Below are 13,798 nucleotides of genomic sequence, written 5' to 3'. Positions count from 1 at the left end.
GACGGCACCTGCGCTCAGCGCAGGATGCCGTCGGTCTTGAGCTTGGGAATCAGCGTCTGCGCCAGCTGCGTGGTGGCCTTGGGGATGTCCTTGTTGCCGATGCCCTGCGTGGTCACTGTCCACACCAGCTTCTCCGAACGCGGATCCCACACGCTGGTTTCCAGCGTCACCACGTCGTACTGCTGCACGTCGGGCACGGAGGCCCAGGCGCCGCCGTACCAGCCATAGAAGCCGCCGTACATCGGGCCGCTCGGCGTCACGCTGGTCTTCTGTTCCACCCTCTGCACGCGGGTGACCAGCACGACCTGCCCACCGCTGGACTTCACCAGGTCACGCAGCCCGATGGCGCCCGTGGTCCCGGCGGGAATCTGCGTGTAGCTCGGTGCGGCCTGGATGCCGGCCGCCTGCAACTGCTGCGAGAAGGTGTCTTCGAAGACGTGGCGCATCGTGTCGCTGCGCGAGATGCCCACGACCACCACGCGGCTGGCCGGCGGTCCTGGCCATGACGGATCGCGCCACTGGTTGGTGATGCTGACACTGGAACACGCGCACAGCACAAGACCGGCCGCAATGGCGAACAGACGCAACGCTTTCATGGCGATGGCTCCCTGGTGAAGGCCCACCCCGACGGGTGGGCGGCCAGGTGATTGTGCGGCGGGGATCGTGGAGACTTCGCGATAGCCGCCGCACCGCCTCAGGGCGTGGGTCGCAGCAGCGAGCCGAAGGTCAGGTAGACCGAATTGTGGCCGCCCTGCGCATAGCCATAGCCCAGGAACAGCGGGCCGAGCGGGGTCTGGACGCCCAGGAACAGGCTGCCGGCGTAGATCAGCGAGTCGAGCCGCACGTCGCTCCTGCTCTGCCAGGTATTGCCCGCCTCCAGGCTGGCGCCGACGTAGACCGGCGTGGAGAAGATGGCATCCATCTTTCCGGTGCGCCGGTACACCACGGCCCGGCCCAGGATGGACTGATCGCCGTGCAGCGAGCGTTCGGGATAACCCGACAGGTTCAGGAACCCGCCCAGGAAACTCTGCGCCTCGAAGAACTTGTCCATCTGCTTGTCATGGTCCAGCGCGCTGCTGGCCCACATGCCGAGCAGCACGTGATAGCGGGTTTCGGCCAGGCCGAAATCCGGCACCCAGTCGGCCTTCAGTTGCGCCACGTCGCCCGTCTGGCTGCCGCCCAGCCACGGCCGGTACATGTTGTAGTTGAAGGAGACGCGCGCGCCCTTGGAAGGGAATTGGGCATCGTCCAGGGTGTCCCAGTCCGCGCCGACCTTGGTAAGGCTGTATTCCTGTTTTTCGCTGAAGAAGTCTTCGGGATTGCCGATGCGCAGGTCGCCCTTGTCGCGGCCGCGCGTATAGGAACCGAGGATGCGCAAATAGGGCAGGGGCGACCAGCCAGTCTCGAAGCCCATGTAGCTGCGTTTGACGCGGTACTCGGCCAGCTGCTTTTCGCCGTCCGAGGTGAAGACAGGAAAGTCTTCGTTGCGCAGCAGGCCGTAGGGCATCACATAGGTGGAAGCGCCCTGGCCGAAGGGCTGGTAGAACTCCGTGGCCAGGCCGCCGATGCGACCCATCCACGCTGTGCTGCGCCATTCGGCGCCGAGCTTGTTGATGTTGGTGGCGCGAACTTCGCCCGAGATCAGGTATTCGCTGCGCCCGGCAAAATCGTCGTCCAGCTCGAAGCCCAGCTTGCCGTAGACCGGCCCCCACGGCTTGTCGCGTGGAATGATCAGCAGCCCGCGATTGCCGTTGTCCTCCTGCAGGCGGTAGTCGATCTGCTGGTAATTGCCCTGGCCGTAGATGCTGCCGATCTGTGATTCCAGCTTGGTCGGATCGAACGGCTTGTCCACGTCCTTCGCCAGGCGTTCGGCCACGTACTTGGCGGTGTCGGTGTGCGCGCCGTCGACCTTGAGGAACGCCACCAGCGCCGGATCGAAGACGCGCTGCCGATGGTGCGCCACGAACGCCTCCCATTGCTCCGGGCCCACCGACAACGCCTTCAGGCGCGGCAACGCGGCCTCGGCGGCGGCCTTGCCGATGGCGATGGCTTCCGCGCCGCGGTTGAATTCCGCCGCGCTCATGTTGCCCAGCGCGGGCGTGATCAGGATGTCGTCGGGGCCCAGCGTATCCAGCTGCCGTTGCGTCTTCTCCTCCATCAGCGCGCTGACCATCTGGTTGAGCACGGCGACGGGGTTGCTCAGTTCCGCCTTCGTCGCCAGCGGCGAGCCGACGTTGACCACGATGAGCTGCTGGGCACCCATGTTGCGCGCGATGTCGATGGGCACGTTGTCCATCAGGCCGCCGTCGACCAGCAGTTGGTCGTCGACATTGGTGGGCGCGAACGCGCCCGGCACGGACATGCTGGAACGGATCGACAACGCCAGGTCGCCCGAGCCGAACACCACCGGCTTGCCGGCCACGATATCCGTGGCCACCGCGCGGAACGGAATCGACAGCTGATCGAAATCGTGCACGTTCCAGGTGGAGATCAGCAGTCGGCGCAGGAGCAACAGCAGCTTCTGTCCCTGCACCACGCCGGCGGGCGTGATGATGTGGCCGTTCTTGTAGCCGACTTCGAAATTGAGCAGGTAGCGGTAATCGGCGTCCTTGCGCCGCATGGGCAATTCGATGCGCGCGGGGTTGTCCGAGAACAGATCGTTCCAGTCCAGCGTGGTGATGATGTGGTCCATTTCCTCCGGCGTGTAGCCGGCCGCATACATGCCACCCACGATGGAGCCCATGCTGGTGCCGGAAACGCGGCAGATGGGGATGTGCTCGCGTTCGAGTACCTCGAGTACGCCGATGTGCGCCGCGCCCCGCGCGCCGCCGCCGCCAAGCACGAGACCGATGCAACGGGGCGATTCAGCAGGTGCGGATTGCCCGAGCACGGGCATGGCGACACACAGGCACAGCAGGACCACCAACGCGAACATACAACGCATCACCACCCCCATCCTAGAGAACGGCGACACCGCGCAGGCAACGCCGAAGTCAGGGCATCGTAAGTCAGAAAACGGATTCGCGCGTTGGTAAAATTGCTTAGACGCGGTGGCGTGACGAGCCCCGAAACGTCTCTACGCATTCGTCACAAAGCTGTCTGCGCGAGTGCCGCGCCAACACGCAAGGCATCGGCGCCCGAAAAGAAAAACGGGGCCGATGCGGCGCCGTCGTTTACAGCATGCGCAGCATTTCCTTCAGCAATGGCAAACGGCGCACGCGCACGGCGCTCACGCGGAACACCGCGTTGGCGAGGGCCGGCGCTGCCGTTGGCATGCCGAGGAAGCTGGCGCCGGTGGGATCGCGATCCCCCGGCACGATGATCACGTCGGTGGTATCGGGCAGCTGCGCCATGCTTGCCAGCGGGTAGTCCTTCCAGTTGTGCTGCTGCACCTGGCTGTCCTTGTAGCTCACCGACAGGTTGAGCGCGGCGGACAGCGCATCGAGCGTGGCGCCGGCCACCTGGCCCCCGAGCCCCATGGGGTTGATCGCGCGGCCGACGTCGACGGCGCACACCACGCGCTCGATGTTGAGCTTGTTGCCTTGCAGGGAGGCTTCCACCGCGTGCGCCACGTAGGCGCCATCGACATGCCAGCAGGCGATGCCAAGGCCGTTCACGGTGCGCAGCCAGTTCTTCCATTCGATGCGGTCGGCGACCAGCTTCAGCACGTTGATCAGGCGGCCGGTGTCGAGCGTGCGGCCATCGCCCAGCGGAATCATGCGCGGCTCGCCGATCAGGCGCAGCCGCGTGACCAGCGGATCTTCCTTGAGCGCGTAGGCGATCTCGTCGACGAAGCTTTCGACGGCGAAGGCGTTGCTCACGTGCGGCATGCCGCGCGAGGGCCCGCGAAGCATGGCGGAGGGCAGGGAGTACCAGTCGCTGCGCAGGTTGGGCACGAGTCCTGCGGGCAGCTGGTGGGCGTCAATTTCGGACGTCCACAGGCGATCGTCGGGGACGCCGCGCTGCGCCAGTGCGGAGGCGCTGGCCATGCGCTGGTTCCAGCCGACGATCTGGCGCTTGCCGTCCAGCGTGGCGCTGAACTTGTGCACGCTGGCGGAGCGGTAGTAGTCCTGCGTGAGGTCTTCGTCGCGCGTCCACAGGAGCTTGACGGGCCGCTCCACCGCCTTGGCGAGCATGACGGCTTCGGCGACGTAGTCGTGATCCAGGCGGCGGCCATAGCCACCGCCGACGCGCGGCACGCGGATGTCGATCTGCGCGGGCGACAGGCCGGTGAGGCGCTGCACGACCTTCCATGCCTGCTGCGGCGCCTGGGTCGGCACCACGAGCACGGCGCGGTCCTTGTCGAGCTTCACCACGCAGTTCATGGGTTCGGCCGTGGCATGGGCGAGCCACGGTTGCACGTAAGTCGCCTCGATGCGGCGGCTGGCCTTCTTGCCGGCGGCGTCGACATCGCCGTCGTTGCGCACGCGCGTCGTCGGCTGGGCGCTCTTGTCGTTGATGACGTCGGTGGCCTGCTGCTCGAACCAGGCGCTGCTTTCGCTCTGCGCGCCGGCCTTCCAATGCAGCTTGAGCTTGGCGCGTCCCTGCAGGGCGGCCCAGGTGTTTTCGGCGAGCACGGCCACGGCGGGCGAACGCACGGTCTGGCCCAGCGGTACGCCCGCTTCGGGCTTGATCTGCACCACCTTCACCACGCCCTTCACGGCGAGCGTCTCGGTGGTGTCCAGGCTGTCCACGCTGCCGTCGGGCCACGGGCAGTGCGAGAGCACGGCGACCAGCGCCTCGGCCACGTAGGTGTCGAGCGCGTAGGCGGTCTGTCCCGTGACGATGGCGCGCGCGTCGATCTCGCCGGCGGGCTGGCCGATCAGGGTGTAGCGGTCCGGCGTCTTGGTCGGCACCGGCGCGTCGGGCGGCGCGATTTTCGCCGCGGCCTCGGCCAGCGCGCCGTAATCGAAGCGGCGGCCATCGGGCGCGACGACGTGGCCTTCCTCGCAACGCAGGCGATCGGCGGGAACGCCCAGGCGGCGCGCGGCCGCCTGCATCAGCAGCCAGCGCGCCAGCGCACCGGCGCCGCGCAGGTCGGCCCATGCCGCCGGAATGGAATCGCCCAGGCCGCTGGTCTGGTGGCCGTATACCCAGCGCGGCTGGCCGTTGTTGTCCTCCACGCCCAGGCCTAGCGGCACCACGCTGACGCGGGTCCAGTCGGCATCGAGTTCGTCGGCGATGATGCGGGCGAGCGAGGTGGACGTGCCGGTGCCCGTGTCCGGGTCGCGGATGCCGATGACCACGTTGCCGTCGGCGTCGATGCGCACGTAGGCGCCCAGGCCATAGAGCGTATCGCCCAGCATCGAGGGTGGAACCGGTGCATCGACGGCCTCGGCGAACGGAATGCCGACGATCAGCGCACCGGCCGTGCCGGCGAGCACTTTCAGAAAATGACGACGCGAAAGCTGCATGGTGGATTCGGTGGCGCGGCTCATGCGCGGCCTCCCTTGGCGGCGGCGCGCTTGATGGCGCGGCGCACGCGGGTCTGGCAGCCGCAGCGGCAGAGATTGGGCAACTGGTCGATGTCGTTGTCGCTCGGTTGCGGATGGCGATTGAGCAGGTCGAGCGCGGCCATCAGCCAGCCCGGCGTGCAGTAGCCACAGCCGATGGCGTCTTCGTCGACGAACGCCTGCTGCAGCGGATGCAGCTTGCCGTCGGTGGCGGCAAGGCCTTCGACCGTGGTCACTTTCTTGCCGGCCAGCTTGACGACCGGCAGGTTGGTGGCCGAGGCGAGCTTGCCGTCGACCAGCACCAGGTCGTAGCCGCCTTCGCCATGCTCGCCGCTGTACTTGGTGCCGGTCAGGCGCAGCACGTCGCGCAGGTACCACAGCAGGGGCATCTGGTCGTCGCCAGTGTGGCGATAGCTCTTGCCGTTGATCTCCAGATCGACACCTTCGCGCACCTTCTCGGGCGTGATGGTGTTGCTAGTACCGGGTGTCGGCATCTGGTCTTGCGCGTTCGCCATCGGTTCGAAGCTCCTTCGGAATCCGCTCATTGTGGCATTGCAGCGTGGTTCTTAGGAGGCAACCCGGCTGAACAGGCGACGCCACACCAGGTAGACCGGGATGCCGGCGGCCATGATCAGCAGGCCGATGCCGGTGTTTTTGGGGCTGTTCTGCAGGCTTTGCACCACCACCAGGCCCACCGTGGCGATGAACACCAGGGGCAGCACGGGGTACCCCGGCACGCGGAAACTGGCCTGCGCGCCCTCGTGGCGGCGATACCAGAACAGCGTGCCCACGCCCACCGCGCAGGCCAGCCAGTCGCCAAAGGTGGCGTAATCGAGCAACTGCCCGTAGCTGCCGGACAGCACCAGCACGATGGCCCAGCCCGAAAGCAGCAGCAGGGCGACGTTGGGCGTGCGGTGCACCGGGTGCAGGCGCGCCACGCTGCGGAAGAACAGGCCGTCGTCGCCCATCACCTGCAGCACGCGCGCCCCCGATACCAGGGTGATGTTGCAGAAGCCGAGCGTGGAAATCGCGATGCCGATGGCCATGACCTTGGCGCCCGCACCGCCGAACACGCGCTGCATCACGTCCGCCGCCGGGGTATGGCTGGCGGCTAGGCCGTCGTGGCCCAGCACGGCCAGGTAGGCGAGATTCACCAGCGCATAGGCGGCGATCACCAGCACCATGCCGATGAAGAGCGCCCGGGGCAGGGTGCGCTGCGGTTCGGCCACTTCGCCCGCGAGGTTGTTGAGGTAGGTGAAGCCGGAATACGCGAACAGCACCGGCAGCGCCGCCCCCATGAAGCCCACGCCCGCGAAGGCCGGGTCGGGGGCGAGCACATCCTTGCCGCCGGCGCCGGCGAGGAACAGGCCGCACACCACCAGCACCGCCACCGCCAGCAGCTTCAGCAGGGTGAACAGGTTGTGGACCTGCGCGCCGAGCTTCAGGCCAAACAGGTTGATCAGCGCCACGAAAGCCAGCGCACCGGCGGCCAGCGGCGTGATCATGGTGGCCGGCAAGCCGAATACCGCCGCGGCATAGCTGGCGAAGATGGTGGCCACCGCCGCGCTGGAGCCCGAATAGATCACCAGCAGCATGGTCCAGCCGAACAGGAACCCGGCCAGCGGCCCGAAGGCATCGCGCAGATACACGTAGCTGCCGCCCGCATGGGGCCGGCGGGCGCCCAGCTCGGCGTAGCACAGCGCGCCAATGAGGGTCAGCACGCCCGCGCCCACCCACACCAACAGCAGGGCCAGCCCCGATTCCGTGCGTCCCGCGGCGATATAGGGGTTCAGGAAGATGCCGCCGCCGATCAATCCGCCGACCACGATAAGGGCCGCGTCCCACGGACGGAGACGACGGACGTAGCCGCCGGAAGTCGAGGTGTCGCTCATGGATGCGCCGCTGCGTGAAATTGCGGCGAGCATGGCGGTTGGGGCGGGCCCAGGGCAAGCCCGGCGGCACGGTTCAGTACGTCACCGTCGCGATCACGGTATCCACGTAAACGCCCGCCGGCACGGCGGCGGGGGCGAGCAGGCTGGCGTAGATGGTGCTCGTTTGCGCCGCGCCGTTGCCGGTGCCCGAGACAGTGGTGGTGCCGCTACTGCCGTCTCCCCAGGGGCGGGTGCGCGCGGCGTCGGTGTAAAGCGCGTAAGCAAGGGTCTCATTGCCGCCATTGCGCGTGAGCTTGCGCGAGCTCACGCTGCTGCCGGCACCTGCGCCGGCGTCCAACGAGACGCTGTACGCCGTTGTCTTGTTGCAGGTCGTGGTGATCGTACCGGTGCTGTTGGCCGGGATGGTAATAAGGCCGACTTGCCCGAAGTCGATGTTGGTGGCGGAGATGAGGCAGTCGGAGATCACCGTGGCGTTGACAGTGAAAGTGAAACGGCCGGCGGAAGAGAGAGCCGTCGTACATGCCGGTGGATTGGAGCTGAACCCCGCGTACGACAGCATGGCGTCGTTGGTGCCGAAGGTGACTGCGTAGCCTCCTGCGGGCACGCCCTGATTTCCGGGCACCTTGGCGTAATAGGGCAGGACTGCCGCGCCGGTGCCCGAGGAAAGCGGGATATCGACGTAGTTGGCGTATATACCGTTCTGGTCGTAGACGCTGGTCCACGGCTTGGTGAAATCGGCATCCTGATAGATCGTCCAGGACAGCGTGGCCCCCGAAGGGCCGGGTAGTGTGCGGGCGGACCATGTGCCGGAATTCGCGGGCAACCCCATGCTGACGCAGACCCGGGCGTAAGGCGTGGCAAAGCCCGAGCAGTTGATATTGACGTTGCCGGTCGCGGTTGCACCGGCTGGCGATATCGAGCTGAATGATCCGAAGTTCATGTTGGCCATGCTTCCGCTGCAGCTCTGTGCCCATGCAGCGGGCGCCATCATGCAAAGCGATAACACCAGAACGGCAATCCACCATGGACGAATCATGGCGCGGTATTCCTTTTGCAGGTGAATGGGCCGATGGTGTGCATCACGTCATGGCTGCCGAATGGAATGTCCGCGCTGCACATGGTGTCTCCCACGAGGGCTGATATCTGGTTGCCGGCCAACTGCAGGCGCGGAAGGAACACCTTTCCGTCATAGCCCACCAGATGACTATCGCTTTGGCCAAGCGGTTTGTCAGTGGCACCCTGGTGGGCCCGTGAACGGAGCTCAATAAGTGATCGTGGCAATCACCGTGTCCACGTAGGTTCCGGGTGGAACGGAGGCTGGCGCGAGCACGCTGGCATAGATGGTGTTGCTCTGCGTCGCGCCCGTGCCCGTGGAGGACAGCGTGCTCGTGCCATTGGTCCCATCGCCCCAGAGACTGTTGCGAGCTGCATTGGTATAAAGGGCATACGCCAGGACATCGCTGCCGCCGCTGCGTGTCATTTTGCGTGCGCTGACAGTGGCGCCCGCTCCTTGGCCTGCGCTCAGCGAGATGCTGTACGGTGCATTCACGGTGCACGTTGTGTTGATGGTGCCAGTGCTGTTGACAGGGTTGTTGATGAGGCCCACTTGTCCAAAGTCGATATTGGTCACCGAAATCAGGCAGTCGGTGGTCACGACGGCACTGACAGTGAGAGTGAATACGCCGTACTGCTGCGTCGAGGATGTGCAGGGCGCGGGCGTGCCCGAATTGAAGCCAAACCCTTGGACACCCGTCCAACCTCCGCTGTACGTATAGGAATAGCTACCCGCGGGAGCATTGGCCTGATTGCCCGGAACGCGAGGGTAGTAGGGAATGGTGGCGCTACCTTTTCCGCCCGACAGCGGAATGGTGGCGGTGAGCCACGTCTGCGTGGGGCCGCCCCACACGCTTCCCCAGACCTGGGTGCGCGCGGAATCCACGTACATCGTATTCACCAGCTTGGTGGACGTGGGCCCTGGCAAAGCCTCCTGGGCGATGCTGAGGCACACATACGCATAGGCTGTTGCAAAACCCGAGCAGTTCACCACGGCGCTGGCGTTAACGTCGTTCGCATTGGGGGAGACGACGCTGATCGCACCAAAGTTGACGTTGGAAAACGTCGCCGTACATGTCTGTGCGTACGCCTTTGGCGAACCCCATGCCAACAGGATGAGCAACAACAAGCCGTTAAGCCACGCGTTGTTCATGGCGTCGCGTTCCTTCTGCAGGGGAATGGACCGATGGTGTGCATGGCATCGCTGGGCCTGAAAGCGATCTGCGCGCTGCACATGACGTCTCCGACGCGGGCCGATATCTCGTTGCCGCCCGGTTGCAAGTGCGGAATGAACACTTTGCCGTCGTAACCTACGGGCAGTGGTGCCGTTTCGTCCTTCACGTCGACCAGCGTGCCCACGGGCAGCGCTTGACCTTGTTCGTCCGTAAGCACCACGACAGCGCCTTGGTAGCGGCTGATAGGAAAGCGCGCCAATACCCCCGAACGGGTGCGGGGAGCCACTTCGAGCTGATCGGTTTTGACCTCGGCGTCGGCGGGCAAATCCAGGGTGTCGATGGAGATGTGATTGTTGTTGTAGGAAAGCAGGTCGGGAATGAGCAGATGCCCGCCGCTGTTGGTCGTGCCCACCACGCGGTTCTCCCGCAGCACCGGCACGCCCGGTACGCCGTCCGTGCTGACCACGGCGAACGCATCGCTGATCGGGCGCGAGGCCAGCACGGCGCCGTCCATCCATACCAGCGAGCCGGTCGCGTAGAGCGAGCTCGTGGTGAAGCTGGAATTGGCGAACGACGAGTGCTCGACCTGGGCCGACAGGTTGCCGATGTCGCTCTGGTAGTCCAGCCGGCCCAGCGCATGGCGATAGCCGCCGTTGCCGCCTTCGCCCAGCACGTTCCATCCGAAGCCGCCCTTGTCGTAGTCGATCGGCTGGTTGGCGGACGTCGACAGGGTGCTGGCGCTGCCATAGTGGCTGGCGCTGACGGACGCACTGATGCGGTGGTCGAGGTTGATGATAAGCCCCGCATAGATTCCTCCCGAGTGCGGCTGGTCGCGATCGCGGAAGGCATTGGCGAAGACGTTCACGCGGGATCCCACCGTGGCGTTGTAGCCCAGGGAAAGGATGCGTGAGCCGCCCAGAATCGAGGCGTCCTGGCGCGCATAGGTCAGCGACAGGTTCTGCCGGGGCGTGATGGCCACACTCACGGAGGCATGCAGTTGTCGCCGGGGCACATTGACGCCGCTCATGCTGCCGAGGTCGCGGTAGTCTCCGTAGGTACGGATGCCTTGCAGGTCGATGCTGAAGCGAGGAGAGACGTACTGATATCCCGCGCTGGCCTGCTCACCCGACGTATTGCCGCGATTGAAGGTGACGGAGCCATTCAGCACGCCAAAGCGGCCCAGCGAGAACAGGCCGCCCGCGCCAACATTGTGCAGGCCGCTGGAGAGTTCCAGATGACCCTCCAGCGTGAACTGGTCATTGGCGCCGTATCGCCAGGTGCCGTTGGCCGCCGGGCGAGACGCGTAGTCGAACGAACGCGCGCCATAATGGAGGCGCGGATATCCGGCCTCGAACGACCATTCCGACAGGCCCCGCGCGAGCAGGCGCGAATCCACGTACAGGGATTCATTGATACGCAGTTCGCGACCCAGTTCGTCGCGATAGACCAGCGAGGCCTGGCCGGCACCGGTGAGCGCAGGCGGCGTGCTGACCAGGAACGGCCCGCCGTTGGCTTCGCCGGAGAATTGCCGTAGCCCGTTGATGTACAGATCCACCGTGGTCGGCACGACGGCACTGCCCCCGAGGGCAGGCACCGGGAACGTGACCAGGTCGGGGCGCACGGAAAAATTGTGCGCGACGCTGAAGCCGCCAAGGCGCACCGAGCGCGACCACGACAGCGAGGAAGATACCTGGTCGCCAGCCGTGTAGGTCAGCAGGGAGTCGGTCGATGCATAGCTCCAGTAGGTGTCCTGGCGAAGATAGCGAACCTGCCCGCTCTCCACGGTCGTGTATCCGGCATTGCTTACCTGGCCGAGCGGCGAGAAGAACGTCAGTTGCGTGCCGACGTCCAGCGTGCGGTTGAGCGCGTCATAGGCGGCCGCGGCTTCGCTTTCGCTCAGAGGCGGCGCGCTGCCGTAATAACCCGCGCCAAGGGCGGGCGCGAGCAGGCGTTGTGCCTGATTGCGCTGCGTGTAGCTCACGCGCGTGCCTTGCAGGTTGGCGGCGTAATTGAGTTCGAGGCCGGTGCCCGATGTGGGCGTGGGCGGCGGCGGGTTTCGATAGCCGATCATCTCCGCCTGCAATCGATCAGCGGGAAGCGAGAAGTCGATGCGCTGGCTATCGGCGTGATAGGTGTACCGAAGGTCGGGGATGGCGCTCAGGGCGATGCGCTGGTTGTCGTCGAAGGAAAGCCCCGCCGTCAGCACGCCAAGCTCACGCAGTTCGTCGGCGCCGATGTAGAAGGCACCGTCGATGCGATCCAGCCGGACGATCAGCTGCTTGTCGAGACCATTGATGGATGCCGCGAGGTAGTACGAGCCGTTGGCGGGTTCCGGTGCGGGCGACGTGTCTGGTGCCGATTGCGCCATGGCCGCCCAGCTCACCGGGCTGAGGCCGCATAGCCCGCATAGCGCTCCCCAGCGACGAAATGCGGTCCGCGACACAAATCCCATAGATGGTCGATCCCTTTACGCGGCACCTGCGGAGCCCGTTGGGGCTCCGTGTTGGCGATACAGCCTCCTGCGTAGCCGGACGGCGGACGTTACAGCGCCACTTCCACGGGCTGCCCGTTGAGGCTGGCCGTGACGCGCGTGGCCTTGCCCTGTGCGGCGGCATTCGATGGAATGGGCAGCGTCCATTGCATACGCTTGCCCGGCAGCACATAACCCAGCAGGCCCTTGACGACAGGCGTCGACGCCTGGCCGCCGTAATCGAGCATCACATCGGCGGCCTGCGCGTGGGCCGCGCCGTTGTTCTGCGCGGTCAACACGAGGTTGCTTCCTTGAACCTGTGCATTGATGTCGACCTTGCCCTGCGCCGATTCGGACTTCGGTTGCACGAACACGGGCAGCGAATAGCGCATGCGCAGTTGCACGCCCACCTGCGGCGCACTGGTCTTGTCGGGGATTTCGTCCACCAGCACGCGATAGGCCTCTTCATGCGTGGCGGGCGACTTGTCCGTGCGCACGATGCGGATGGACTGGCTTTGTCCTGCCGCGAAGTTGATGGCTGGTGGGCTCGCGACGAGCTTGTTGGTTTCGCTCAGCTGGTCCTTGTCCTGCGACTGGTCCCAGCCCAGCACGCGGATCTGCGCATTGACTGGCGTGCCGCCCTCGTTGGTGATGGTGATCACCGCGGCGTTCTGGCCGGGCGCCAGGGTGACGGTGGTGGGCTTGACGTGAAGGCTGACCGTATCCGCGGCGATGACGTGACCGGCTACGCAAATCGCGGCGATGGCGACGGCAAGGGGAAGCATGGAGGCTTTCATGGGCTGTCCCTGAAGGTGGATGTCGAAGGTTTGCGATCAGGTTCGTGCGGTCGCAATGGCGCGCCGCGGCATCAGTAGCTGATGGTCGCCGTGACGGTGCTGGTGTAGACGCCCACGGGTGGCGTGGATTGCGGCGGCATGCGCGCATAGATCGTGTAGACGCTGTTGCTGCCGGTGCCGGTGCCTCCCGTGGTGTCGGTACCCGGCGTCATGCCCCACACCTGCGTACGTCCGCTATCGCTGTAGAGCTGGTATTGCAGGGTATTGGCGCCCTGGGCCATCAGGCGGTTGGCCACGGTCGAACCTGACGCGGAACCGCCATCCAGCGACAAGGTATAGGTGGTTCCCGGCGTGCAGCTGACCGTCAACGTGCTGGTGATGTCGAGGTTGGCGGCCATCACGCCGACGTTGCCGAAATTGATATTGGGCGCGCTGATGATCGAGCAGTCGCTGATCACCGTGGCCTGCACGGTGAATGTCGCCGTCTTGGTGGCGCACCAGCCGCTGTGCGGCATGGCCAGGGCAAGTGATGCGGCAGCAAGAGTGGTGAGGTGTCGCGGACTGGGCATGGCGATGACTCCTTGATCCACGTGGCGATGGCACGCGTTGTCCGCGTGCGGCTAGAAGGTGACCGTTGCTATGGCGGTGTCGGGTTGCCTCGCCTGGGTGGCAGGCTCGCCGTGCTCGCTTTCGATGTCGATCGCGTGCGGCGTGTGGGCGCTGCAATGGACGTCCGGACGCGCGCGCTCGTGGATGTTCGCGTCGATATGCGTTGGAAGGGACGTGCTGCATTCGTCGACGACGGTCGCCGACAACTGCAGCGTGGTGGTTCGCACCGAAGCAGTGCACGTCGCCATGCACAACAGCTGCGCGAAGCAGGTGATCCACCAGGCGTGCGTGCGTCGTTTCATGTGTCCCCACACGTCGGCCGATGGCTACTTAAGTAGCTGGTATGTCG

General features: G+C 65.6%; 11 protein-coding genes. All 11 read right to left on the bottom strand.

Annotated features, from left to right (window positions below):
• Positions 1 to 14 precede the first annotated feature (14 nt).
• The 11 genes from BDW41_RS18430 to BDW41_RS18380 all read right to left on the bottom strand — a co-directional run bounded on the left by BDW41_RS18430 (position 15) and on the right by BDW41_RS18380 (position 13,751).
• Positions 15 to 596 carry a hypothetical protein gene (locus BDW41_RS18430; RefSeq protein WP_074550519.1) on the bottom strand — a complete coding sequence of 194 codons (582 nt, stop codon included), beginning with the start codon at positions 594 to 596 and terminating at the stop codon, positions 15 to 17.
• A 98-nt stretch (positions 597 to 694) separates the two neighbouring features.
• On the bottom strand, positions 695 to 2,935 hold the full coding sequence (locus tag BDW41_RS18425; protein ID WP_074550521.1) for a patatin-like phospholipase family protein: 2,241 nt from the start codon (positions 2,933 to 2,935) through the stop codon (positions 695 to 697).
• A 238-nt stretch (positions 2,936 to 3,173) separates the two neighbouring features.
• Positions 3,174 to 5,438 carry a molybdopterin cofactor-binding domain-containing protein gene (locus tag BDW41_RS18420; protein ID WP_083337723.1) on the bottom strand — a complete coding sequence of 755 codons (2,265 nt, stop codon included), beginning with the start codon at positions 5,436 to 5,438 and terminating at the stop codon, positions 3,174 to 3,176.
• Positions 5,435 to 5,968 (bottom strand): (2Fe-2S)-binding protein, encoded by a 534-nt coding sequence (locus BDW41_RS18415; RefSeq protein ID WP_074550523.1) that lies wholly within the window; start codon positions 5,966 to 5,968, stop codon positions 5,435 to 5,437. Before BDW41_RS18415 ends, BDW41_RS18420 begins: the two co-directional genes overlap by 4 nt.
• Before the next feature lie 51 nt (positions 5,969 to 6,019).
• Positions 6,020 to 7,345: an amino acid permease gene (locus tag BDW41_RS18410; protein WP_110301655.1), complete on the bottom strand. Its 1,326-nt coding sequence runs from the start codon at positions 7,343 to 7,345 to the stop codon at positions 6,020 to 6,022.
• 73 nt (positions 7,346 to 7,418) lie between these two features.
• Positions 7,419 to 8,381, bottom strand: coding sequence for a spore coat protein U domain-containing protein (locus BDW41_RS18405; protein ID WP_083337724.1), 963 nt, complete (start codon positions 8,379 to 8,381; stop codon positions 7,419 to 7,421).
• 225 nt (positions 8,382 to 8,606) lie between these two features.
• A complete protein-coding gene (locus tag BDW41_RS18400; protein ID WP_074550528.1) occupies positions 8,607 to 9,551 on the bottom strand; it encodes a spore coat U domain-containing protein in 945 nt (314 codons plus the stop codon).
• Positions 9,548 to 11,941 (bottom strand): fimbria/pilus outer membrane usher protein, encoded by a 2,394-nt coding sequence (locus BDW41_RS18395; RefSeq protein ID WP_074550530.1) that lies wholly within the window; start codon positions 11,939 to 11,941, stop codon positions 9,548 to 9,550. Before BDW41_RS18395 ends, BDW41_RS18400 begins: the two co-directional genes overlap by 4 nt.
• A 173-nt stretch (positions 11,942 to 12,114) precedes the next feature.
• A complete protein-coding gene (locus BDW41_RS18390; protein ID WP_074550532.1) occupies positions 12,115 to 12,828 on the bottom strand; it encodes a fimbria/pilus periplasmic chaperone in 714 nt (237 codons plus the stop codon).
• A gap of 83 nt (positions 12,829 to 12,911) precedes the next feature.
• The gene (locus BDW41_RS18385) at positions 12,912 to 13,409 is read right to left on the bottom strand and encodes a spore coat U domain-containing protein (RefSeq protein ID WP_074550534.1); all 498 of its coding nucleotides are present in this window, start codon (positions 13,407 to 13,409) and stop codon (positions 12,912 to 12,914) included.
• A gap of 51 nt (positions 13,410 to 13,460) precedes the next feature.
• The gene (locus BDW41_RS18380; RefSeq protein WP_074550536.1) at positions 13,461 to 13,751 is read right to left on the bottom strand and encodes a hypothetical protein; all 291 of its coding nucleotides are present in this window, start codon (positions 13,749 to 13,751) and stop codon (positions 13,461 to 13,463) included.
• Positions 13,752 to 13,798: the final 47 nt, after the last annotated feature.

The organism is Dyella sp. AtDHG13, from assembly GCF_003201105.1.
GTDB lineage: Bacteria > Pseudomonadota > Gammaproteobacteria > Xanthomonadales > Rhodanobacteraceae > Dyella > Dyella jiangningensis_B.
The sequence above is the reverse complement of the archived record's forward strand: the minus strand, read 5'-3'. Positions and strand labels throughout refer to the sequence as shown.